Here is a 22,640-nt window from a genome sequence, read left to right on the forward strand (position 1 = left end):
ACGGTCGCCGCCGCGCTCGCCCGGCTCAGCTGAGGCGCTCGATGACCATGGCCATGCCCTGGCCGCCGCCGACACACATCGTCTCCAGGCCGAACTGCTTGTCGTGGAACTGGAGGGAGTTGATGAGCGTGCCGGTGATGCGCGCGCCGGTCATGCCGAAGGGGTGGCCGACGGCGATGGCGCCACCGTTGACGTTCACCTTCTCCAGCGGGATGCCGAGGTCGCGGTAGGAGGGGATCACCTGGGCGGCGAAGGCCTCGTTGATCTCGACCAGGTCGATGTCGCCGACGGTCAGGCCGGCGCGGGACAGCGCCTGCTTGCTCGCCTCGACCGGGCCGAGCCCCATGATCTCCGGGGAGAGGCCGGAGACGCCGGTGGAGACGATCCGCGCGAGCGGGGTGAGGCCGAGCTCGCGGGCCTTGGTGTCGCTCATGATGACGAGCGCGGCGGCGCCGTCGTTGAGCGGGCAGCAGTTGCCCGCGGTGACGAGCCCGTCCGGGCGGAACACCGGCTTGAGCCCCTGGACGCCCTCCAGGGTGACGCCGGCGCGGGGGCCGTCGTCCTTGCTGACGACCGTGCCGTCGGGCAGCGTCACCGGGGTGATCTCGCGCTCCCAGAAACCGTTCTTGATGGCTTCCTCGGCGAGGTTCTGCGAGCGCACGCCGAACTCGTCCATGTCCTGGCGGGTGATGCCCTTGAGGCGGGCCAGGTTCTCCGCGGTCTGGCCCATCGCGATGTACGGGTCGGGCACCAGCCCGTCCTCGCGCGGGTCGTGCCAGGTCGAGCCCTCCGACTCCGCGACGGCGGCGGTACGGGCCTCGGCCTCCGCGAACAGCGGGTTGCGGGTGTCCGGGAGGCTGTCGGAGTTGCCCTTGGCGAAACGGGAGACCGTCTCCACGCCGGCCGAGATGAAGACGTCGCCCTCACCGGCCTTGATGGCGTGCAGGGCCATGCGGGAGGTCTGCAGCGAGGACGAGCAGTAGCGGGTGATGGTGCAGCCGGGGAGGTGGTCCATCCCCATCTGCACGGCGACGATACGTCCGAGGTTGTTGCCCTGCTCACCGCCGGGGAGGCCGCAGCCGAGCATCAGGTCCTCGATGTCCTTCGGGTCCAGCTCGGGGACCTTGGCGAGGGCGGCCTGGATGATCGTGGCGGTCAGGTCGTCCGGTCGCAGGTCCTTGAGGGAGCCCTTGAAAGCGCGGCCGATGGGGGAGCGGGCGGCAGAGACGATCACGGCTTCGGGCATCACGGCTCCAGAGGGAAGTGGGCATACCGATGGGTTGGTGCGACCTCCCTGGGAAATTACCCGGCCATATGGTCCGGGTCACGGCTCCCAGGGTGTGACATGGACCGCAACTGTCTAAGCGCTTGCTTTGCCCCCGCATCCCGCCGCAACGCCGCTCCCGGGCCGCGCCGGCCTCGGCCACCCCTCGCGGCCCGCGCCGCACTCCGCGGGCGGTCGTGCCGCGGGGTGGTGGGGGTTCTCCCGCGACAGCGAACCCGGCCGGGCACCGCCGCGCCGCCCCACTCCGGCTCTCCGCGCTGCCGTACTCCGGCTCTCCGCGCTCGGGCTCTCCGCGCTGCCGTACTCCGGCTCTCCGCGCTCGGGCTCTCCGCGCTGCCCCACCCCGGCCCTCCGCGCTCCGCGTCGCCGCACTCCGCGGGCAGGCGTGCCGCAGGGCGGCACGGGTGGGCGCGACGGCACCCCGTTGACGCCGGGCTGCGTGACACCCCCCGGCCCGCCCGCACGCACGCCGGCTCACCGGCGCCTGCCGGGTGCCTCCCCCCGCGCAGCGGCGCGGGCCGCGGCCAGAGCAACGGCAGCGCCACAGCCAACCCCCGGTTAGGGCGACGCCTGAGTCGACGGCTCCGGCACAGCCTCCGGCACCCGCCTCCGCCTCCGCCGCTTCAGCAGGGCCCAAGCGCCCCGCGGCCCCGTCGGCATCGCCGCCGTGACCTCCGTACCCGCCTCCGACGCCGCCTCCGCCGCCGCCCGGGCGACCGGCATGAACCCCTCGCGGCGAGCGGCGTCCGGACGCTCCTCCTCCGCCGGCCACAGCCCCAGCGCCGCGCACACCGTCGGCAGCACCGCCATCGCGGCCGTGGCATACCCCTCCACGGAGGGGTGATAGCTGTCGGGCCCGAACAGCTCCCGCGGGTTCGCCGCGAACTCCGGCCCCAGCAGATCGCCCAGCGACACCGTCCGCCCGCCCTGTTCCACGGCGCCGATCGTCTGCGCCGCCGCCAGCTGCCGCGAGGCCCGCCGGGCCAGCCACCGCAAAGGCTGCTGCACCGGCTCGATCGTGCCGAGATCGGGGCAGGTCCCGACCACCACCTCCGCACCGGCCGTCCGCAGCCTCCGTACCGCCACGGACAGATGGCGTACGGACTCGGTGGCCGGCATCCGGTGGGTCACGTCATTGGCGCCGATCATGATCACGCACATGTCGGGCACCCGGGACGGATCGGCGAGCGCCTGCGTCACCTGCCGCTCCAGATCGTCGGAGCGGGCCCCCGGCACCGCGACCGTGCTCAGCCCCACCGGACGTTCCGCGATCGCCGCCACCCCCGATGCCAGCAGCGCGCCCGGCGTCTGGCCGGCCCGGTGCACGCCCTGCCCGGCCGCCGTGGAGTCACCCAGCATCGTCAGCCGCAGCGCCGGTTCGCCGGGCACGGTGTAGGCCGCGCCGTACAGGCCGTCCGCGTTCGGTACGTACGGACTGGTCCCGTTGCCCACGCGGCGCCGCGCCACGCGCGCCTCCGCCAGCAGCAGGCCCATGGCGGCCGCGCCCGCCAGACCGACGCCCCCGCCCCCGTACGCCGCACCGGCCGCGATCCGCCGTGCCACCCGCGCCCTCGACATCCCCGTCATGCCCGCCGCCACCTCCTCGAAGCCGTACCCAGTGCTTGCCCCGTACGCACCGTGCTCCAATCCCGACGGGCAGTGAACGACTCGGGCGGGTTCCGTTCGGGGAGGGCCTAGGCTGGTTCGACCACGACGACCACATCTTTTGCAAGCATCCGGAGACAACGGTGCAATTCCACGACTCGATGATCAGCCTCGTCGGCAACACCCCGCTGGTGCGGCTCAACAGCGTGACCAAGGGCATCAGGGCGACCGTCCTGGCCAAGGTGGAGTACTTCAACCCCGGCGGTTCCGTGAAGGACCGCATCGCCCTGCGCATGATCGAGGCGGCGGAGCAGAGCGGGGAGCTGAAGCCCGGCGGCACCATTGTCGAGCCGACCAGCGGCAACACCGGTGTCGGTCTCGCCATCGTGGCCCAGCAGAAGGGCTACAAGTGCATCTTCGTCTGCCCGGACAAGGTGTCCACGGACAAGATCAACGTGCTGCGGGCCTACGGTGCCGAGGTCGTCGTCTGCCCGACCGCCGTGGCGCCCGAGCACCCCGACTCGTACTACAACGTCTCCGACCGGCTGGTGCGGGAGACGCCGGGGGCCTGGAAGCCGGACCAGTACTCCAACCCCCACAACCCCCTCTCCCACTACCACTCCACCGGCCCCGAGCTGTGGGAGCAGACCGAAGGGAAGATCACCCACTTCGTGGCCGGCGTCGGCACCGGCGGCACCATCTCCGGGACCGGGCGTTACCTCAAGGAGGTCAGCGACGGGGCCGTGAAGGTGATCGGCGCCGACCCCGAGGGGTCCGTCTACTCCGGGGGTTCCGGGCGGCCGTACCTGGTAGAGGGGGTCGGCGAGGACTTCTGGCCGACCGCGTACGACCGTGACATCGCGGACGAGATCGTCGCCGTCTCCGACAAGGACTCCTTCCAGATGACCCGGCGCCTCGCCAAGGAGGAGGGCCTGCTGGTCGGCGGTTCCTGCGGTATGGCGGTCGTGGCGGCGCTGGAGGTGGCCGCGCGGCTCGGTGAGGACGACGTGGTCGTGGTCCTGCTGCCGGACAGCGGCCGCGGCTACCTCAGCAAGATCTTCAACGACGAGTGGATGGCCGACTACGGCTTCCTGGAGGACACCGGCACCAGCGCCCGCGTCGCCGACGTCCTGAACGACAAGGAGGGCGGCCACATCCCCTCCCTCGTCCACATGCACCCCGACGAGACGATCGGCCAGGCCATCGAGGTGCTCCGCGAGTACGGCGTCTCGCAGATGCCGGTGGTCAAGCCGGGCGCCGGTCACCCGGACGTGATGGCCGCCGAGGTCGTCGGCTCGGTGGTGGAGCGGGATCTGCTGGACGCGCTGTTCAGCAAGAGCGCATCCCTGGACGACCCGTTGGAGAAGCGCATGTCCGCGCCGCTGCCACAGGTCGGCTCCGGTGAGCCGGTGGCGGACCTGATGGCCGTCCTCGGCGAGGCGGACGCGGCGATCGTCCTGGTCGAGGGCAAGCCGACCGGTGTGGTCAGCCGCCAGGACCTGCTGTCCTTCCTGGCGAAGAGCGGGAAGTAGCACGGGCAGCCGTAGGGCGGGAAGCCGCAGAACGGTGAGCCACAGGGCGGGAAGTGACCGGGCGTCGGCCACCGTGCCGCCGAACCTGAGGTGAACGGGCGGGTGTTGACGCGTACGTGATCTTCGTGGACTTCGCGGAAGTGGTACGAGCGTGTCACGTCCGCGCAGCACTCGCTTAACACGGCTGCGGCAGATTGGAGGTTGTCGGCAGGCAACGGCGGAGGTACCTCCCAGGCGTCGAGCACTGGGGGAGGTTCCCCGTACCGGCCGACGGCCATACGGCGTCGACGGATCTCCGGAGCGGCTCCCGGACCTCCATGGACGCCCCGGACGCGCAGCCCCCCATCGGGCGCACGTCCCTCGCGGGGACCGCCGTCGTCCCGCCCCCCGGGCGACCGGGGGTGTGGCGGTCCCCGCGCAAGCCTGTCTCAGTCCTCCCAGTCGCCGCCGTCCCGACGGCCCTTGCGGCGGCCGAACAGACCCGGGTGGGAGCGGGCCGCCTGGACCACGTTGACACCGACGATGCCCAGCCAGGCCACGATCAGGCCCGGCAGATGGCCCACACCTCCGCCGATGGCGGACAGCGGCATCGCCAGGACCAGCGAGACGATCCCGAACCCGAAACGTTCCCCCCAGGAGTCCGTGACCTTCGGCGACCGGGCGTCCCGGGTCACCGTCATCTGGTGCTCGGCGAGCTGCCGGCGCACCCGGCGCTCCACCGCGCCGTCGATGCGCTGGTCGACCTTCTCCAGGAACGAGTCGACCAGCGCGGACTCGTACTCCTCGCCCAGTTCCCTGCGGGCCTGCAGGGAGGCGTTGAGTTCCTTCTTCAGCTCGGCGTCCCGCGCGTCCATTCCGGTCATGCGGTCCACGGTAGGCAGGCGGCGGGCCGATGACACTGGGGGTATCCCCCCTCTCGGACTCGGGTTCGCCGCTCCCCTACTTCTTGCACATTTTCTCGTCGGCCCGGGACTGCCCGACATCCACCTTCTTCGGAGTGGCGACGGGCACGCCCGCCGCCTTGAAGTCGGGGCCGAGGGTGAGCGTCATCGGCTGCGCCGGGTCCGAGTCCTCGCCGCCGGGCTTCAGGGCCGAGGCGGGCAGGCCCATCAGATCGGCGAGCTTGCGGGCCTGGTCGGCCTGCTCCGGCGCGTACTCCAGCTGTGTCCTGCCCACCTCCGCCGGAGCGTTGCCCTGGTTGGCGGACCTGGACACGCCCTCGCTGGTCTGCAGCCAGGTCAGGGTCTCCTGCGCGGCGCCCTGCGGACCGCCGCCGTTGAGGACGTCGACGCGTACGGCGGACGCCTCGGCCCGCGCGCCCTCAAGGAGTGCGGCCTGCTTGTCCTTGGCCGCCTTCTCCTTCTTCTTCACCTCGGTGAAGGAGACGTCGTCCTGCAGCATGCCGAACACCTGCGGGGCCTTGACCGGGTCCGGGACGACGGTGACGGGCGTGGGCTCGTCCGGGTTGTCGATCACCGGGAGCGTCATCATCGTGATGTTCTTCAGGTCGATCCTGGTGAGTTCCTTGGCGAGGGTGAGGAGCTTGCGCGCACTGCCTATGCCCTTGTCCACGGTGAGGGACTTGGTGGCGGCGTCGGCCACGTCGAGCATCTTCGACGGGCTGTCCAGCGTGTCCTCCTTCAGCCGGCTGATCATCGACGCGACGAACGCCTGCTGCATCTTGATCCGGTCCAGGTCGCTCTCGTTCTGCAGACCGTGCCGGTTGCGGAGGAACGACAGGGCCTGCTCGCCCTCCAGCGTGCTCTTGCCGGCCGGGAGGTCCAGCTTGGTCCCGCCGTCCAGGTCCTTGAGCGGCTTCTCCAGGCACACCTCGACGCCACCGACCGCGGTGGACAGCGTCTTCACGGCGTTGAAGTCGAACATCATGAAGTGGTCGACCTCGACGCCGGCGATCGCCTCGACCGTACGCATCGTGCAGCCGGGGTCGCGGCCGTTCACGCCGAAGGACTCGTTGAACCTGGTGGTGCCCGTCGAGCCGGGGATGACCTCGGTCGAACCGTCGGGCTGCTTGGTCTCGCAGTCCGGGATCTCTGTCATCAGGTCCCGGGGGATGCTCATCACGGTCGCGTTGGTGCGGTCCTCCGCTACGTGGAAGAGGAGGGTGGTATCGGCGTGACCGGTGACGTTGTCCCGGTCGCCGTAGGCCTCGTTGCCCTTGCCGGTGCGGACGTCGTTGCCGATGACCAGGATGTTGACGGGGCCGTCCGCCAAAATCTTGTCACTGCCCGCGTCGCCGATGTCGACGGTGTTGATGTTGTTGTTGAGGCGGTCGTACCAGTAGTAGGCGAACGCCGAGCCGCCGACCAGGACCAGACCGAGGGCACCGCCGGTCCACATCAGCACCTTCCTCTTTCCGTTTCCGCGTTTCCGCTGCCGGTGCCCGCGGGGACCGGGCTCGCCCGCGTCGGCCGGATCGGACGAGGGCGCGGGAGCGGTGCCGCGCCCGCGCTGTCCGGGGACACGGTCCGGCGTGGGGGCGGCGGGGGCGGGACGGGCGGCGTCGTGGGGCGCTCCGCGCGGGTGGGGGACCACCGGATGCTCCGGGGAACCGGTCGGTCGCAGTTCGTAATCGCCGGTCTTCGGATTGAGCACCCACTGGTCGGCGGGATCGGTCCCGTCAGCCTGTCCACGACTTGGCGCATCCACGCTTCTACCAGTCCTCCGTCGGGCGCCGCAGGTGACTCCTGCGTCTCAAGGCGCTTAGTTGTTCGATGCGTTACGCTATCCGGCCCCTTCGCAATGCGCTGAGGTCGTAGCAAAATCGTCGAGGTCCGGATCTGTCCCCGACCGGGCACAGTGCGTGATATCCGCCCCTCACCACTGAGAGCCGCCGCTGAAGATGAGACTTGATACGTCCTCTGACCTGGTCACTGTTAATTTGATGAACATCTAATCGAGGTCGTTCCGGGGCATGGGAAATGAGAGTCGGGCTGACCAGGGGTTTCTCGCCGCGCGTGTGCTGTTTCAAGCTGGCGTGATCTCGACTCAGCCCCGAAGGCGACCGCGCCGTGCACTACGCGGCGGTTCGACGGCCTTTTGAGCCCGAGGGCGTTCGTCGCGGATCTGAAGGAGCGGGTGACCCTCGGCCTCGGGCTCAGTGCCTCGCGTGGACGGGAAAGTTGCCCTCCAGCGCGTCCCAGTGAACGCAGCCGTTGGACAGCTGCTGCTCGCGCATGGTTCTGGTGTACCGGCTCTTGATGCTTGCGGCCAGAGGACCGTGGCCGTGCTGGCGGAGCAGCCGTCGCATCAAAGCCATCGTCTTGGCGTTGTCGGCAGTGAACAGCCCGACGTGGCCGCGGCCGGCATGCCCGGCTTGGAGTGAGAACGCGCAAGGACACGGTGGTTGCGCTGCCGGGCGGCGGCACCATCGGCAATTCGATGGCCTCCGGGTCGAAGTCGGTGGCCGCTGCGCGCTCATGCGCCTACTGGCAGGTCGCGTACCGCACCAGACCCGCAGACGAGCACTGAGCAGGAGTGGCTGAGGAAGCGGCTCAGCTCCCAGGCGCTTCGTCCCCGGAGGTGGTGCGCGGTGGGGAGGCAAGCGTTGCACTCACCAGGTTGCGTACAGACTGCTTGTCGAGGCTGACGCTGTAGAACAGGCTGCGGAACAGCATCAGTCCGGCCCACATGTCCAACACTGTGGAGATGTCTGTGTCCTGCGGAAGAGCGCCACGCTCGACCGCGCGGTCGAGCACCACAACCGACTGCTTCTTGCGCTGCTCGATGAGTTCTTCGCGCAGGCGCTGGCCGAGGTCGGGGTCGGCCGCCGCGTCCGAGACGAGTGCCGGCAGGACCAGTCTGACCTTGGGCGAACCGTAGATCTCCGCGAGCGTCTCGGCCACAGCGACGATTTCCTCCTTGCTGTCGCCGATGTCGGCGACGGGCACCTCCGGCAATTGGACGCGTACGGCGTCGAGGACCAGAGCCGCCTTGTTGGCCCACGATCGATAGATCGTCGCTTTGCCGACCGCCGCCTCCTGCGCAATGCCACCGATCGACAGCCGCGAATAGCCGAGGGCTCCGAGCATCCGCAGCGTCGTCGAGAGGATGCGCTCACGTGCCTCCAGGTCCCGCATACGCTGACCTCGTTCATCCGACACGGGAGAGAGGATTCTCTTGTGTCCCATGAGTTGATGGTTTCTCCGATCGTGCATCGCCGCGGCGTGCACCGTAGCGACGGACGCCCAGAACGATCCGTCTCGTTCCTGCATGATGAAAGATTTCGAGCCATTCCACAAGGTTGAAAGCGAACCGCCGCGGGGCCTTCATGACGATTCGAAGTCATGAAGGCCTCGGTAGCGCCTGTTGCGGGCAGTCCAGCTCCAGCCACGAAGGTCAACGAGCCGTGAGTTCCTTCTCCGCAAGCCAACCGGAGATCCGTTCGGCGATCGCCGCCCCGCGGCGGGCCCACCGGACATGATCCACCCGGTCCCCGCCGTCGGGTCGGTAGTGCCAGCGGGTCACGGCGGCCGCCGGGAGGCTCACGCACAGCCGGTCGACGGCACCCTCGGGCGCGAGGTGGTCGCCGGCCACCGAAACCGCCAGCACCGGCAGGGTGACCTCGCTGAGGTGTGCCTCGTAGTCGAAGTCGGCTCCGGCAGGCGCGAGGCGGCCGGTACGGCAGATCCGGGCCCAGTCGCGCATCAGCCGGGCCGGCTGACGGCCGCCGAAGCCGAGCCTGTGGCCCGGCCAGAATCCCCAGAGGGCGGAGATCAGGGCGACGAGTTGAGTGGACGCCAGCACCCGGTACCGGGCCGTGCCGCGGAAGCCTCGGAAGTCCACCGAGCCGGCCGCGACGAGGAGCAGGCCGTCCACCGACTTGGGCTCGCGGGCCAGATGCAGAACGCTGATCTGGCCGCCGATGCTGTGCCCGAGCGGGTAGAGCGGCACGCCCGGGCCGAAGCGTCGGCGTACGGCGTCGAGGACCGCCGGCCAGTCCCGGCAGGCCAGCTCGTGGTAGCCGTAGCGAGTACCCCGCCCCGGCGGGGGGCCGCTCGCACCCTGGCCCCGCAGGTCGACTGCGACCGCGGCGATGCCCAGGGACACCAGACGTTCGCGGAACGGGTCGTAGTAGGAGGCGTCCACGCCGAGTGCCGGCCAGATCACGATCACCGCGCGCGGCGGACCGACGGGGGTGCTGACGCGCGCCGAGAGCGTGGGCGGGGGCGTTTCCTGCGCGCCCTCCGGCAAACGGGCCGGTGCGGTCTCATGGCCCGCCCCGCCCGAAGCCCCCGTCAACGGAATCCGCCACACCTCCGACAAGGCCTCGCCCTCCTTCGGACCGCGCATCACAGTGCCCCGTCGAGCAGCATGTAGGCCAGCCGTGCCTCCTGCGTCTCGCGGGACCACCGCTCCGCCGCCTCCATCCGCTCCTGGACGCCGGTGTCCACCAGGCGGCGGCCCGGCCAGATCTCGTAGTCGCCGAGCAGGTGGCCGTGTTCGGCGAGGCCTTCCTGGAACAGGGACTCGCGGCGGAAGAGCACCTCGGCCATGGGTAGTTTCTCCCAGAGGCGGCGGCCCTCCTGGATGAGGGCCAGGAGGCGGGACCGCTGGTCCGGATGGCGGGTGAGGTAGTCGCGGATGACGGCGCTGCCCACGGCGAGATGGCGGATCTCGTCCATGTTGGCACCCCGTTCGACGAGGGCTGCGGAAGGGTCGAGCAAGTTCCACTTGCGTTCGCTCAGTTCGGCCGCGGGCGCGAGGGCACCCTCCACCAGGACGGTCAGCACGAGCACACCGCCGTAGAAGTCCCCCTGGTCGCGCAGGACGTGCAGGCCGAACTCCTCCAGTGGGTCCAGGACGGCCGCCCCCGAGGAGGCAGCGGTCCGGGCGATCGCCCCCGCGACCTCGCCGGCCGGGACTCCTGCCTTGAGCAGGTGCTCCCTGAAGACGCGCGCGTGCCGGGCCTCGTCGACGAGCTGCGTGGAGAAGAACTCCAGGCAGTCGTTGTCCGGCGCGTGGAAGACGAGGAAGGACAGCGCACGGGCCGCCTTCTCCTCGGCGAGGGTGCGGAAGGTGAACTCGTCGACGAGGGCATCGTGCAGCGGGCCCGGGCGGGTGACCGCCTCGGTCGGGGCGTCCGCGCGCACCGTGCCGTCCGCCAGCCGACGCAGCATGGAACCGGCCACGTGCTCGATCCAGTACGGCAGATTGCAGGTGGCGGGTGTGAGTTCCAGGCTGCGGGCACCCTCCAGGACGCCCGGAGCGGCATCCCAGTCGGCCTCGACGGGCACCGCGGGGAGCTGGGTCATGATGTGATCCTCATTTCGTGCTGGGAGTCTGTCTCGGTAGCCGTGGGGTTCATACGGCGCTGATCGCTCGCAGCAGATGCCATACGGCCCCCATTCGGACCCGGTCCTGGAAAGCCACGTACTCGGGCTCGATCACATGCGGAGCCCACTTGAGCTTGAAGGCCTCCTGGGTGCGGGCGGGGTACAGCGCCGTACCGCGTCGGGCCACTTGTCGCAGCGCCCGCGTCAACAGCGGGGAAGCCGTTGGGGGTTCGAGGTCCCGGTGGAGTCCGGCGAACGGCGTCAGGCCCAGGTGCAGCCAGCCCGCGCCCTCCTCGGTGAACGCGGTCAGCGCCGTCAGGTTGATCAGTTCGATCGTGCCGACCGGCGCCTGCGGTGAGCGGCGGGTGAGGTCGTACAGCCAGCCCGGGCGGCTGCCCCAGACGGGCGAGTAGGTGATGTAGGCGACGGTGCTCCCGTGCCGGCGGGCGAGGAAGGTGCGGCGCAACGGCCGTCCCGGGCCCCCGCGTTCGCCGATCAGGAATGACAGCTCCTTGACGTGCCGGCCCTTGGCCCGCAGCCAGGCCCGGTCGATGTCGTCCAGGGACCGCTGGTCGGCGAGGTCGTCGGGGCCCGCCTCCACGACCGTCACTCCCTCACGGCGGGCGCGGGAGACGTTCTGGCGGACCTTGGCCAGGGGTTTGCCGCGGAGTGTGAAACGGCCCAGGTCGATGCCGTACGAACTGCCGATCTGGTTCGCCGCGAAGCCCCGCCGTTCATACAGCGGCAGGTCCTCCTGGCGGAGTTGGACGGCCGTCAGCACGGTGCCCCGGCCCAGGTGCCGCAGATAGTCGTCGAGGAGATCGCCGCGGGCGGACGGCGGGGCGAAGGGAGCGGCGAACTGGATGTGGTGGCGGCGGCCGGGCCGGTAGGCGACGGTCCCGGGCACCGTGTCGCTGCGGTAGTGGCGGGTGCCGGCGTTGACCGCGAGGAAGGCGCTGGGGTGGTCGGCGTGCTCCCTGAGGACATCGAACGCGGACGCCGTCTCGGCGGGGGCGCTCATGTCGCCGCCCGAGCGGGCCGCGCGTCGTGTGAACCCACGGGTGACACAGCGGACTTGAGGTCGTTCTCCAGTCGTACGAAGGCGGGGTGCGGCTGGGGTTCGAAGGCCACGGCGAAGGGCTTGAGGAAGTTGCCGAGCAGCCCGCGGTCACCGCACAGGTGGATGGGGACCGCGAGCAGGGCCCATTCCGGGCGCACCAGCCAGGCCCACAGGGCGACGACCGCTCCCGCGGTGAGCCAGCTGTGCATGGTGTTGTAGAGGACGTAGTACACGCGCGGGATCTCGCCCCCAGCCGCGCGGCGGTGGGCCAGGGCGCCGGGCAGGTAGCCGATGACGTCGATGTACGCGAACAGGGCGAGGGCGACCGGCCAGCGCACCTCGTCGAGATGCCACAGGAACAGGCCCGCGCTCAGGGCCAGGCCGACGCAGTACTCGGCCCGCAGCAGCCCGAAGGTGGTGGGCGTCTCGAAGCGGTTGACGGCATCCATCACGCGGCCCTTCCGCGGGCCTCGCCCGGCCGGTGAACGTCGTCGGCGTCGTCGGCGAGCAGGGCGCGCAGGATGTGCTCGATGGTCTCGCGCAGGACGCGTTCGGCGACGGGGTCGACGATGCCGGCGAGGCTGGGCAGGCCGAAGTCGAACGTCGCGGCGAATCGGACCTGCGCGGTGCCGAGCGGCCCGGCGGTGACGTCCCACCGGCCGTCGAAGGACTCGAAGTCCCCCTCGGTCTGGCGGAAGACGATGGACAGGGCCCGGTCGTCGAAGACGTCCTCCTCGCTCCACGCGAGGACTCCGTTGCGGAAGTCGACCACCCAGTCGCTGAGGACGGGCGAGCCGGACGTGGCCGGGTGGACGGTGACGGAGCGGACCGTGTCGACGAGGTCCGGGTAGCGGGCGAAGTCGCGCACCCGCTCGTAGGCTTCGTGAGGGGACAGGCGGGTGTCGCCGTAGAGCAGTTCCACCGAACGCATGGGGTGGGTTCCTTTCGATGCGGGCTGCCGGACTACGCGGCCGGGAAGCGCTGGGCCAGCGCGCGGAAGGCGCCGTCGAGCGCGTCGTCCAGGTGGTCCAGTTCGGGCTCGGCGAGCACGGCCGGCGGGGTGAGACGTACGACGGTGTGCGCGTTGAGGGAGTGATTGGCGATCACGTCACGGGCGAGGAGTTCCAGCAGGAACTCCCCTGCCAGGCCTGCCTCGTCGAACTCGATGCCGATGAGCAGACCGAGGCCACGGACCTCGCGCACCAGGTGCGGGCAGTGGCGGGCTACGGCGGCCCTGAGCGCTGTCAGGATGCGCCCGCCGAGGGCGGCAGCGCGCTCGACGAGCCCCTCGTCCTCGATGACGCCGATCGCGGCCTCGGCGGCGGCCATGGCCAGGGGTGCGGCGGAGAAGGTGGACGTGTGCAGGAAGGGGTCACGGTCGAAGGCGGCGAAGGCCTCGGCGGTGGCGACGGCCGCGGCCACGGGGACCACGCCGCCGCTGAGCGCCTTGCCGACGAGCAGCACGTCGGGGGTGACGTCCTCGCGGTCGGCCCCCCACCACTCGCCGAGCCGGCCGAGGCCGGTCATCACCTCGTCCAGGACGAAGAAGGCGCCGGAGGCGGTGCAGGCCGCCGACACCTCCTTGAGGTAACCCTCGGGAGGTACCAGGACGCCCGCCTCGCTCTGCACGGGCTCCACGATCACGACGGTGTCGGAGGCGTCGGCGCCCAGCGCCTCGCGCAGTGCGTCCGCGTCGCCGTAGGGTACATGCGTGGTGTCCGGCAGCAGGGGGGTGAAGGGATCGCGGTAGAGCGGCTTCCCGGTGGCGGACAGGGCGCCGAGGGTCTTGCCGTGGAAGCCGCCCGAGGTCGACACGATGCGCCGGCGGCCGCGGCTGCGGGCCAGCTTCAGGGCCGTCTCCACGGCCTCGGCACCGGAGTTGGTGAAGTGCACGCGCTCCAGTCCCTCGGGCGCCACCCGGGTCAGGGCCGCCGCCGCGTGCGCGGCCCGCGGCTCCAGCAGCAGCCGGGTCGCCAACGGGTGGGTGCGCAGCTGCTGTTCCACGGCGGCGACGATCCGCGGGTGGCAGGCGCCGGCGAGGAAGACGCCGTAGCCGCCGCAGTTGAGGTAGCAGCGCCCGTCCTCGGTGCGCACCCAGGAGCCGGCGGAGGCGACCTCGACCTGTCCGCCGAACATCTCGCCGAGCTTTCCGCGCCCGCGGCTGAGGTGCCGCTTGTAGAGGCGGGCGATCTCCCGGCCTTCGGCCCTCGCCATCACCGCACCCGCAGGGGTGCGCCGTCGTGGTGGTCGACCAGTGCCTGGGCGGTGGCCCCCCGCGAGGGCGGGTGGAAGGCCAGGGCACGGCTGACGGCCAGCAGGTGGCCGACGTCGGGCGTCGTGGCGAAGGCCAGGCCGCCCAGCAGTTCGGCGGCCCGGTCGGCCGCGGAGACGAGGAGTTCCTGCACGGCGTAGCGGGCGGTGAGGACGGTGGCGAGCTCGTCGTTGCCGACCGTGTGCTCGTCGACGATCCGGGCCACGTTCTCCGCCAGGCCGATCGCCGCCTCCACCTCGGTCAGCAGCGCCGCCCGGTCGGTGGCGCTGCCCCTGCCGGTGCGCAGGGCACTCTCGGCGAGCCGGGCCACTGCACCGGTGTAGACGCTGGTGACCAGCAGCTCGAACCACACGAACCCGACGGTCTGCAGGGTGTCGAGACCGGTGCCCAGCTCGACCTGGGGCCGCAGCATCAGCTCCTCGGGGATGCGCACCTCCTCCAGGACGACCTCGTCGCTCTCGGCGCCGGCCAGGAAGGGTGCCTGCCAGAAGGGGCGGCGGGAGATGCCCGGGGAGTCTGCGGGCACCAGGGCCACGCCGAGTTCGGTGCCGCCGTTCTCGCCGGGCAGGGCGACGCTCGCGGTGATGAGGTTCATCGACGCCGACAGGCTGCACGGCTTCTTGCTGCCGCTGACCAGGTAGCCGCCCTCGACGGGCACCGCGAGGACGCCCGAGTCGAGGACGCCCGCCCCGGTGCGGCCCTCGGCGAACGCGGAGCTGACCAGCAGCCGGTCGCGGGCGATGCCCTCGATGACCAGCCACTCCATGCCGCTTGCGTCGGTGGAGGCGACCAGTGCGACGAGGCTCGCCACGGAGAAGTTGTGCATCGCGGTGGCCACGCCGAGGGAGGGCGACAGGGCGCCCAGCGCCCGGGACACCCGCGCCGCCTGAAGCGCGCTCGCGCCCGCTCCGCCGTACGGCGTGGGCACGAGCAGGCCCGGTCCGGCGTGCCGGCGGAAGAGCTCCGGGCCGGGGCTGCCGGACGACTCGAGTTCCATCAGGGACACTTCGGCCAGGGCCTCGGTGAGCCCCGGCAGGAACTTCTCGCACGTCTCGCGTGCGCTGTCCATGCCGCGCATTACGCGGACACCTCCTGTACGTCGACGTCGTCCGGCCCGACCTGCGCGAAGACCGCCGCGCCGGGCCGCACTCCGCGGGCCACGCTGACTCCCTGCAGGTGGGAGGTGCGCAGGATCGGGTAGTTGGCCTCGCCGCCCGGGCCGCCGGTCAGTCCGGTGCCGCCGTGGGTGGGCAGCAGGGGCAGGAAGCCGATGTGGGAGTCGTTGACCTTGAGCAGCCCGCCGTTGCGGATCAGGCACAGGAAGGCGTCGACGGTCCGCTCGCTGCCGGACCACAGCGAGTTGCGCAGCCCGTACTCGTTGGTGTTGACGAAGTCGGCGACGGCCACGAGGAGTTCGGCGTCGTCGGCTTCCTCGGGCACGACCACGGGCAGCAGCGGGAAGAACGTCTCATGGCGTACGGCGTCCAGGTCGCGCGCCGTCTTCAGGCCGTTCACGCGCAGCACCGTGGGCTCCAGGAAGAGCCCGCGGGTGTCGTCGGGCCGCCCGTGCACGTCCAGGCGGCGGCCGCCGCACACCAGCTCGGCGCCGGCCTCGGTGGCCTGGCCGAGGACGTCGTAGAACTTGTCGGGGCGCAGGACGGGCGACAGCAGCGCGTCGGGTGCCTCCGGGGGGCCGGGCCTGATCGCGGCGGCCCGCTCCCGCAGCTTGGCGAGGAGTTCGTCGGCGACGCGGGGGTGGACGACGGCGCAGTTGGGCACCATGCAGATCTGCCCGGAGCCGTAGAAGGCCTCGGCGAGGGCCTCGGCGGCGAGCTCGAGGTCGGCGTCGTGCCAGACGACGCAGGTGTCGTTGCCCGCGAGTTCGAGGACGGGCTTCTTGCCGTGGGCGACGCACTCGGCGCCGAAGGCGATGCCCTGCTCGCTGTTGCCGAAGTACATGATGTCGTCGACCAGGGGGCTGGCGAGCCACTGATCGAGGGTGCCGCGGGCGTCGGAGCACAGCACCGACAGGGCGGCCGCGGGGGCCTCCGCCTGTTCGAGGGCGGGGGCGATCAGCTCGCGCAGCGCGTACATCACGCCGAGGGGCGCGCTGCGGGGCGCGCGGACGACGAGGGCGTTGCCGGCCGCGAGCGCCCAGATGCCGAGCAGGGCGTTGGCGACAGTGGCGTTCTGCGGCGGGTTGAGGCAGACCACGCCGTCGGCGACCCGGCGGACCTGGAGGGTGCGCTCGCCGAGTTCCGCGGTGTACTGCATCTGCCGGGCGAGGTAGGACCGGGTGGTGGCGCCGGTGTTGGCGAGCATGCCGGCGGCCTCCCAGCGGGCCAGGGCCCTCGGGTGTCCCTCGGCGATCATCAGGTCGACGAGGGTGTCGTGGTGGGTGCGCACCAGGTCGTGGAACTCCTCCACGACCCGCATACGGCGTTCCAGGGGCGCCGCCGACCAGGTCCGCGCGGCGCCGGCCGCGAGTTCCAGGGCGGCGTTCATGTCGTCGGCGTCGGCGGTGGCGCACCGGCCGACGATGTCGGTACCGGCCTCGTCGAGCGGGACGCGGCCCCGCTCCAGGCCGCGCTTGAGGCGGATGGCGCCGAAGAAGTCGTCCAGCATGGCGGAGGCGCGCAGGGTGTAGATCCACTGCTGCCCGGGCTGTTCTGTGCCGCCGATGTAGGAGCCGTAGCTGAGCACGGGCCTCACCGCTTCCCGTACCGGGCGACGGCGTCGTCGAAGGCGGCGGCCAGCGCGGTGATCCGCTCGCCGTCCTCGAACATCGTGAAGTGGTGGCCGGGGACCTTCTGGACGCGCAGCCGGCCGGTGATGTGGTCCTGCCACAGCGACTTGTCGCGCACGTTGATGCGCAGGGCGTCGAGCAGTTCCTCCGGCTCGGACTCCTCCGCCTGCAGCAGCAGGATGTCGCCGTCGAAGGGGCGGTCTGGGTAATAGGTCTTGAGCATGTCGTGGTTGGCCTGCCAGATCGTCAGGAACCCCTCCTCGCGCAGGACGCCGACGTCGACGCCGCGCATCAGGGAGGTCTGTTTTGACAGCACGTCGAACGCCGCGTCGAACTCCCCGGGGCTCAGGCGTCCGCCGACGTAGCTCTCGGGTACGTGGGTGTCGAGCATCAGCACCGGTTCGACCCGTTCGCCGGCGGCCTGGAGCTGAACGGCCATCTCGAAGGCGACGTTGCCGCCGAAGGAGTAGCCGCCGAGCCGGTAGGGGCCGTGGGGCTGCACCGACCGGACGCGCTCGACGTACAGGGCGGCGAGGCCGCGCAGGGTCGCGGGCCATCGGCCGGCCTCGGCGGCGGGGAAGGACAGCGCGGTCAGCGGGACGGTGGAGTGGGAGGCCTCGGCGAGCTTGACGTACAGCAGGTTGGTGCCGCCCGCGGGGTGCACTAGGAACAGGGGTGGGCCGTCGCCCTCGCGGACCGTGACCAGTCCGCGTCCGGCGGGTTCCCCGGCCCGGGCGGCGCGCACGGCTTCGGCCATCCGGCTCGGGGTGCGCAGGGTGCCGAAGGCGTCGAGGTCGAGGGTGACGCCGAAACGGTTCCGGAAGACGCTGACGATCTCGACGGCGAGCAGCGAGTCCCCGCCGAGGTCGTGGTAGCCGTCGTCCGGGGCGATCCCGCGGACGCCCAGGTGCTCTTCCAGTACGGCGGTGACCTGCTCCAGCAGGCCGTCGTCGGTGCCGGTCTCCGTCGCGGTGGTGACGGAGACCGGCACCGGTGCGCCCGGCAGCCGCTCGGTGGACGGCTGCTGCGGGACCGGCCGGGGGGTGTCCGGCTCGATCCAGTGGCGCTGGGGGCGCAGGGGGTGGCCCGGCAGGGAGATCTTGCGGGCGAGGGGGAACGGGGCGTCGTCGGCGGGGAGTTCCCCGTTGGCTCCGTCGGCGATCAGGGTGTCGAGTCCCGCCCGTACTTCGGCGAGGTCCCCGGCGGTGAAGGTGTGCGCCACCGGGTGCCGGGTACGGCCTGCGAACAGGGTGTACGCGAGGTCCACGAGCCGGATGCCGGGGTGCTCGTCGAGGTGGGCGCGCAGTCGGCGGGCGAGGTCGGTGAGTGCGGCGGCGTCGCGTGCGGAGAGGAGGACCGGGTACGGCGTCGCCGTGTGGTCCTCATCGGCGAGCGGGGCGGCCGACGCGTGCGCCAGGACACAGTGCGCGTTGGTCCCGCCGATCCCGAAAGAGCTCACCGCGGCGGCCCGCAGCGGCTCGGCGTCGAAGTGGACCGCGGCGCGTGGCACCTCGTACGGCAGGCGGTCCAGCTGCAGGAACGGGTTGGGCTCGCCGATGTTGATCTGCGGCGGCACCGTCTGGTGGTGCAGGACGAGCGCGGCCTTGATCAGTCCGGTGACCCCCGCGGCAGCGTCCAGGTGCCCGAGGTTGGCCTTGAGGCTGCCGATGAGGGCACCCTCGGCGGGCGTGCCGGCGGCGCGGTGCGCGGCGGCGAGCGAGCTCAGCTCCAGCGGGTCGCCGACCGCCGTGCCGGTGCCGTGGGTCTCGATGTAGCCGATGTCGCCGACCGGGACCCCGGAGACCTCGATCGCCCTGCGGATGACGGCCTGCTGCCCCGCCGTGCCCGGTGCGGTGAAGCCGATCTTGGCCGAGCCGTCGTTGTTGAGGGCGCTGCCGCGGATGACGGCGTAGACCCGGTCGCCGTCACGGTGGGCGTCGGCCAGCCGCTTGAGGACGACGACCCCGCAGCCGTTGCCCTTGATCGTGCCGGACGACTCCGCGTCGAAGACCCGGCAGTGCCCGTCGCGGGAGAGGATGCCGCCCTCCTGATAGTCGTAACCGGCGGTCTGCGGGAAGGAGATGCTCACGCCCCCCGCCAGCGCCGCATCCACCTCGCCGTCGTTCAGGGCCCGGCAGGCCAGGTGCACGGCGGTCAGGGAGCTGGAGCAGGCCGTCTGCACGGTCATCGCGGGGCCGCGCAGGCCGAGCTTGTAGGCGACGCGGGTGGCGAGGAAGTCCTTGTCGTTGCCGAGCAGGACGGGGTACGTCATCGTGCCGTCCGCGTGCTCGGCCGAGCGCAGGACGTTGAAGAGCAGGTACGTGGACAGGCTCCCGGCCGCGTACACGGCCACGTTCGCCGCGCCCCCGGTGACCAGGCCCGCGTCCTCGGCGGCCTCCCAGGCGCAGGTGAGGAACACCCGGTGCTGCGGGTCCATCAGGCGGGCGTCGCGCGGGGTGACGCCGAAGAAGTCCGCGTCGAACAGGTCGGCGTCGGCGAGGTCGGCGCCGTAGGGCACGCGGGTGGGTGCGTCCATGTCCGCCGGGCTCACTCCGGCGGCCGCCATCTCCTCGGCGGAGAAGCGCCGTACGGCCTCGTGTCCGGACAGGAGCAGCTCCCACAGTTCGGGCACGCTCGCGGCGCCCGGGAACCGGCCGGCCATGCCGACGACGGCGATCGGGCCGGTGAGCGGTGCGGTGAGCGGATCGGGCTGGTCAGGCATGAGTGGTCCCCCGTATGGCGTCTATGTGGGCGGCGAGCTGCCGCGTCGTGGTGTGCGTGAAGAGCTCGATCATTTCCAGGCCGTCGACACCGAGCCGCTCCTGCAGCCGCCGGTGCACCTCGACGACGTGCATGGACGAGCCGCCGATGTCGAAGAAGTTGTCGTCGGGCCCGAACCTCGCCGCCGGCAGCACGCTGCGCCAGACGTCCTCGACGGCGTCGACGGTGGAGGCGGAATCGGCGGTGGAGGCGGAGTCAGCCGCGGCCGGCCGCGGCACGGTGTCGGTGGCCGATGGCGGCCAGGGCAGGGCCCGTTCATCGACCTTGCCGTTGACGGTCAGCGGCAGCGCGTCCACCCGGACGATGCGCGACGGCATCATGTACGGCGGCAGCAGCCGGCGCAGTACGGAGCGCACCTCGGCGTCGCCGGGCAGCCCGCGGCCGGCGAGGAAGGCGACGAGCGCTGGATGGTCCGCGTCCCGTTCGTCGAGACGCACTGCGCACTCCTGGGCGCCGGGCAGCGACAGCAGCGCCGATTCGACCTCGCCCAACTCGATGCGGAAGCCCCGCAGTTGGACCTGCTTGTCGATGCGCCCGAGATGCACCAGGGTGCCGTCGGGGCGGACCAGGCCGAGGTCCCCGGAGCGGTAGACGACCGCGCCGTCGTGCACCGGGAAGCGCTCGGCGGTCAGCTCGGGGCGGGCCAGGTAGCCGCGGGTGACACCAGCGCCGCCGACGATCATCTCGCCCGGCACGCCCGGCGGGCAGAGGTGTCCGTCCTCGTCGACGACCCGCACCGTCAGGTCGGACAGCGGCCGTCCGATGGCGGAGGCCGTCTCGTACTGCGCGTCCTGCTCGGTGACCGGGTGGTAGGTGACGTGCACGGTCGTCTCGGTGATGCCGTACATGTTGATCAGCCGGGTGCGGCGACCCATGAGCTCGAACCAGGGCTGCGGGGCCGCGTACCGCAGCGCCTCGCCGCCGAAGACGACGTACCGCAGGGCGAGGGCGTCACGGTCCTCGGGGCGCAGCACCTTCAGGAGCTGGCCGAAGGCGGACGGCGTCTGATTGAGGACGGTGACCTGCTCACACACGAGGAAGTCGCGGAAGGAGTCGGGCGACTTGGCGACGGTCTCGGGGACGACGGCCAGGCGTCCGCCGTACAGCAGCGCCCCGAAGATCTCCCAGACGGAGAAGTCGAAGGCGTACGAGTGGAACAGGCTCCACACGTCACACGGCCCGAAGCCGAAGTGCTCCTCGGTCGAGCGCATCAGCCGCATCACGTTGCGATGGGTCACCTGGACGCCCTTGGGGCGGCCGGTGGATCCGGACGTGAAGATGACGTACGCGTCGGCGTCCGGGTCCGCCGGCTGCCGCGGCACGGGTCCGGCGGGGCCGGGGGCGAGGAGGTCGCCGGCGTGGAGGGACGTGGTGCCGAGGTCCTGCCAGGGCGCCTCGTCCTCGATGACGGGCAGGCCGTCGGGGAAGCTGTGCAGGATCTGTTCGATGCGCGCGGCGGGCGAGCCCGGATCCAGCGGTACGTAGGCCTTGCGGGCCTTGAGGACGCCGAGGATCGCGGCGACCAGCGCGGTGCCCCGGCGCATGGCGATGCCGACGTGCGGTCCGGGCACCTCCCGGACGAGCCGGGCGGCGATCCGGTCGGACAGCTCGTGGAGTTCGGCGTACGTCAGCCGGTCCTCGCCCGCGGTGACGGCCGTGCGGCCGGGAAGCCGCCGCGCGACCTTGGTGAACCAGGCGTCCAGCGACCGGTCGACCGCGTACGCCGGGCGGGCCGCGTACGGGTTGACCAGGTAGTCGAGCTCGGCCTCGGCCGGCGGGGAGAGCGCCGGGATGTCGGTGACGGCGATGGCGGGATCGTCCCGGACGCTGTCGAGGACGGTGCGCATCACGGACAGCGGGTCGGTGGCCCACTGCTCGTGCGAGCACTCGACGTTGACGGTGAAGGAGGAACCGAAGTCCTCCACGTTCATGGACAGCGGGTACTTGACCAGTCGCCGGGGCTGGATGAGCCACTCCACCTCGCAGCCCGCCAGGCGCAGCTGGAGGGGCTCCTTGTAGTAGGTGAAGGTGCTGTCGGTGCTGAGGATGCCGCCGACTGCCCGGGGGCAGACCTCACGGGCCGCGGCGGCGAGGTCGAAGTTCTGGTGGCGCAGCATGCCGGTCGTCGTGGCCTGCACGGAGCGGCACAGGTCGGCGAAGGTGTCGTGCTCGGTGAGGTCGACGGCCAGCGGGAGGGTGTTCACGAAGTAGCCGTACGCCTGCTTCTGGCGCAGTCCGCGCCGGCCCGCCAGCGGCAGCCCGGTGACCAGCCGGCGGCCGCCGGTGCAGCGGGCGTAGGTCACCAGGTAGGCGGCGAGGAAGTAGGAGAAGGGCGTGCATCCGAGGTCCTTGGCCTGCTGCCGGATGCGGTCGCTGGTGGCGGCGTCCAGACGCAGGCGCCGCTCCTCGCCGAGCAGGCCTCCGTCGGGGGCGCGGCGGCCCTGGAGACGGTCGTCGCCGAAGGTGGTGAGGTGCTCCAGCTGCTTGCGGAAGAAGGCCACCGCGTCGGGGCGTGGCGGGAGCGGGGCGACCAGGTCGGAGGGGTCGTCCTGGGTGGCCGGGGAGAGTTCGGCGTCCGGGTCGGCGTAGAGGCGCTCCAGTTCCGCGACGAAGTTGAAGTAGGAGTAGCCGTCCAGAACGATGTGCGAGAACAGCAGGGCCGCGTAGACGGCGTGGTCGTCCTGGTAGAGCGTGAAGTGGTACTGCTCGGGGGCGTCCGGCGGCAGCGGGGTGTCGGCGCGCTCGGCCAGGCGCCGGGCGACCTCCTCGCGCTGGTCGCCGCTGAGCCTGATCAGCGGGATGTCCTCGGCACGGGGCTCGGGTCCGGGCCGGTGTACGGCGAGGACCTGCCTGCCCCGCTGTTCGAAGACGGTGTTGAAGGCGCGGATACCACGGCCGAGCCGGGCGAGGGCGATGCGCAGCCGGTCGGTGTCGACGTCGCCGGTGATCCGGTAGGCACCGGCGAGGTTGAAGGCCGCGTTGTTGGTGAAGAGCTGGGTATGGGTGTAGAGCTTCAGCTGCGCCGGAGTGGCCGGCCGTGCCGAGCGGCACTCAGTCATGCGGGTC

17 protein-coding genes are annotated in these 22,640 nt (G+C 71.5%); 1 reads left to right on the forward strand and 16 read right to left on the reverse strand.

Annotated elements, in window-relative coordinates:
* Window positions 1-25: 25 nt before the first annotated feature.
* On the reverse strand, window positions 26-1,246 hold the full coding sequence (locus ACIF9R_RS27305; RefSeq protein WP_399985020.1) for an acetyl-CoA C-acetyltransferase: 1,221 nt from the start codon (window positions 1,244-1,246) through the stop codon (window positions 26-28).
* Between the two features lie 597 nt (window positions 1,247-1,843).
* The gene (locus ACIF9R_RS27310; RefSeq protein WP_399985021.1) at window positions 1,844-2,872 is read right to left on the reverse strand and encodes an SGNH/GDSL hydrolase family protein; all 1,029 of its coding nucleotides are present in this window, start codon (window positions 2,870-2,872) and stop codon (window positions 1,844-1,846) included.
* Between the two features lie 161 nt (window positions 2,873-3,033).
* Here ACIF9R_RS27310 and ACIF9R_RS27315 point away from each other — a divergent pair, with 161 nt between their 5' ends.
* Window positions 3,034-4,422, forward strand: coding sequence for a cystathionine beta-synthase (locus ACIF9R_RS27315; RefSeq protein WP_399985022.1), 1,389 nt, complete (start codon window positions 3,034-3,036; stop codon window positions 4,420-4,422).
* A gap of 428 nt (window positions 4,423-4,850) precedes the next feature.
* Here ACIF9R_RS27315 and ACIF9R_RS27320 read toward each other — a convergent pair whose 3' ends face one another.
* The 14 genes from ACIF9R_RS27320 to ACIF9R_RS27385 form a co-directional block, all read right to left on the reverse strand.
* The gene (locus ACIF9R_RS27320; RefSeq protein ID WP_399985104.1) at window positions 4,851-5,276 is read right to left on the reverse strand and encodes a hypothetical protein; all 426 of its coding nucleotides are present in this window, start codon (window positions 5,274-5,276) and stop codon (window positions 4,851-4,853) included.
* An 85-nt stretch (window positions 5,277-5,361) separates the two neighbouring features.
* Complete coding sequence (locus tag ACIF9R_RS27325) at window positions 5,362-7,089, reverse strand: LCP family protein (RefSeq protein WP_399985023.1); 1,728 nt, start codon at window positions 7,087-7,089, stop codon at window positions 5,362-5,364.
* Between the two features lie 448 nt (window positions 7,090-7,537).
* The gene (locus ACIF9R_RS27330; protein WP_399985024.1) at window positions 7,538-7,690 is read right to left on the reverse strand and encodes a hypothetical protein; all 153 of its coding nucleotides are present in this window, start codon (window positions 7,688-7,690) and stop codon (window positions 7,538-7,540) included.
* 244 nt (window positions 7,691-7,934) lie between these two features.
* On the reverse strand, window positions 7,935-8,519 hold the full coding sequence (locus tag ACIF9R_RS27335) for a TetR/AcrR family transcriptional regulator (protein ID WP_399985025.1): 585 nt from the start codon (window positions 8,517-8,519) through the stop codon (window positions 7,935-7,937).
* Window positions 8,520-8,778: 259 nt separating this feature from the next.
* Entirely contained in the window at window positions 8,779-9,732 is a 954-nt protein-coding gene (locus tag ACIF9R_RS27340; RefSeq protein WP_399985026.1) for an alpha/beta fold hydrolase, read from the reverse strand.
* The gene (locus ACIF9R_RS27345; RefSeq protein ID WP_399985027.1) at window positions 9,732-10,694 is read right to left on the reverse strand and encodes a VlmB-like protein; all 963 of its coding nucleotides are present in this window, start codon (window positions 10,692-10,694) and stop codon (window positions 9,732-9,734) included. Before ACIF9R_RS27345 ends, ACIF9R_RS27340 begins: the two co-directional genes overlap by 1 nt.
* Before the next feature lie 49 nt (window positions 10,695-10,743).
* On the reverse strand, window positions 10,744-11,736 hold the full coding sequence (locus tag ACIF9R_RS27350) for a phosphatidylglycerol lysyltransferase domain-containing protein (protein WP_399985028.1): 993 nt from the start codon (window positions 11,734-11,736) through the stop codon (window positions 10,744-10,746).
* Window positions 11,733-12,224, reverse strand: coding sequence for a hypothetical protein (locus ACIF9R_RS27355; RefSeq protein ID WP_399985029.1), 492 nt, complete (start codon window positions 12,222-12,224; stop codon window positions 11,733-11,735). The genes ACIF9R_RS27350 and ACIF9R_RS27355 overlap by 4 nt, the downstream gene beginning before the upstream one ends.
* Entirely contained in the window at window positions 12,224-12,706 is a 483-nt protein-coding gene (locus tag ACIF9R_RS27360) for a type II toxin-antitoxin system RatA family toxin (RefSeq protein ID WP_399985030.1), read from the reverse strand. Before ACIF9R_RS27360 ends, ACIF9R_RS27355 begins: the two co-directional genes overlap by 1 nt.
* A gap of 32 nt (window positions 12,707-12,738) precedes the next feature.
* A complete protein-coding gene (locus ACIF9R_RS27365) occupies window positions 12,739-13,989 on the reverse strand; it encodes an aspartate aminotransferase family protein (protein WP_399985031.1) in 1,251 nt (416 codons plus the stop codon).
* Window positions 13,989-15,116, reverse strand: coding sequence for an acyl-CoA dehydrogenase family protein (locus ACIF9R_RS27370; protein WP_399985032.1), 1,128 nt, complete (start codon window positions 15,114-15,116; stop codon window positions 13,989-13,991). The genes ACIF9R_RS27365 and ACIF9R_RS27370 overlap by 1 nt, the downstream gene beginning before the upstream one ends.
* An 8-nt stretch (window positions 15,117-15,124) precedes the next feature.
* On the reverse strand, window positions 15,125-16,750 hold the full coding sequence (locus ACIF9R_RS27375) for an aldehyde dehydrogenase family protein (RefSeq protein ID WP_399985033.1): 1,626 nt from the start codon (window positions 16,748-16,750) through the stop codon (window positions 15,125-15,127).
* Window positions 16,751-16,755: 5 nt separating this feature from the next.
* A complete protein-coding gene (locus tag ACIF9R_RS27380) occupies window positions 16,756-19,515 on the reverse strand; it encodes a beta-ketoacyl synthase N-terminal-like domain-containing protein (protein WP_399985034.1) in 2,760 nt (919 codons plus the stop codon).
* A complete protein-coding gene (locus ACIF9R_RS27385) occupies window positions 19,508-22,633 on the reverse strand; it encodes an amino acid adenylation domain-containing protein (RefSeq protein WP_399985035.1) in 3,126 nt (1,041 codons plus the stop codon). Before ACIF9R_RS27385 ends, ACIF9R_RS27380 begins: the two co-directional genes overlap by 8 nt.
* Window positions 22,634-22,640: the final 7 nt, after the last annotated feature.

The organism is Streptomyces sp. NPDC086080 (assembly GCF_044540255.1).
In the GTDB taxonomy this organism is placed as follows: Bacteria; Actinomycetota; Actinomycetes; order Streptomycetales; family Streptomycetaceae; genus Streptomyces.

What these genes read in the sequence shown, in the direction of transcription:
- ACIF9R_RS27305 (WP_399985020.1), bottom strand. Translation starts at nt 1,246, where the DNA reads ATGCCCGAAGCCGTGATCGTCTCTGCCGCCCGCTCCCCCATCGGCCGC.
- ACIF9R_RS27310 (WP_399985021.1), bottom strand. Translation starts at nt 2,872, where the DNA reads ATGACGGGGATGTCGAGGGCGCGGGTGGCACGGCGGATCGCGGCCGGT.
- ACIF9R_RS27320 (WP_399985104.1), bottom strand. Translation starts at nt 5,276, where the DNA reads ATGGACGCGCGGGACGCCGAGCTGAAGAAGGAACTCAACGCCTCCCTG.
- ACIF9R_RS27330 (WP_399985024.1), bottom strand. Translation starts at nt 7,690, where the DNA reads ATGCGACGGCTGCTCCGCCAGCACGGCCACGGTCCTCTGGCCGCAAGC.
- ACIF9R_RS27335 (WP_399985025.1), bottom strand. Translation starts at nt 8,519, where the DNA reads ATGCGGGACCTGGAGGCACGTGAGCGCATCCTCTCGACGACGCTGCGG.
- ACIF9R_RS27340 (WP_399985026.1), bottom strand. Translation starts at nt 9,732, where the DNA reads ATGCGCGGTCCGAAGGAGGGCGAGGCCTTGTCGGAGGTGTGGCGGATT.
- ACIF9R_RS27345 (WP_399985027.1), bottom strand. Translation starts at nt 10,694, where the DNA reads ATGACCCAGCTCCCCGCGGTGCCCGTCGAGGCCGACTGGGATGCCGCT.
- ACIF9R_RS27350 (WP_399985028.1), bottom strand. Translation starts at nt 11,736, where the DNA reads ATGAGCGCCCCCGCCGAGACGGCGTCCGCGTTCGATGTCCTCAGGGAG.
- ACIF9R_RS27355 (WP_399985029.1), bottom strand. Translation starts at nt 12,224, where the DNA reads ATGGATGCCGTCAACCGCTTCGAGACGCCCACCACCTTCGGGCTGCTG.
- ACIF9R_RS27360 (WP_399985030.1), bottom strand. Translation starts at nt 12,706, where the DNA reads ATGCGTTCGGTGGAACTGCTCTACGGCGACACCCGCCTGTCCCCTCAC.
- ACIF9R_RS27365 (WP_399985031.1), bottom strand. Translation starts at nt 13,989, where the DNA reads ATGGCGAGGGCCGAAGGCCGGGAGATCGCCCGCCTCTACAAGCGGCAC.
- ACIF9R_RS27370 (WP_399985032.1), bottom strand. Translation starts at nt 15,116, where the DNA reads ATGGACAGCGCACGCGAGACGTGCGAGAAGTTCCTGCCGGGGCTCACC.
- ACIF9R_RS27380 (WP_399985034.1), bottom strand. Translation starts at nt 19,515, where the DNA reads ATGCCTGACCAGCCCGATCCGCTCACCGCACCGCTCACCGGCCCGATC.
- ACIF9R_RS27385 (WP_399985035.1), bottom strand. Translation starts at nt 22,633, where the DNA reads ATGACTGAGTGCCGCTCGGCACGGCCGGCCACTCCGGCGCAGCTGAAG.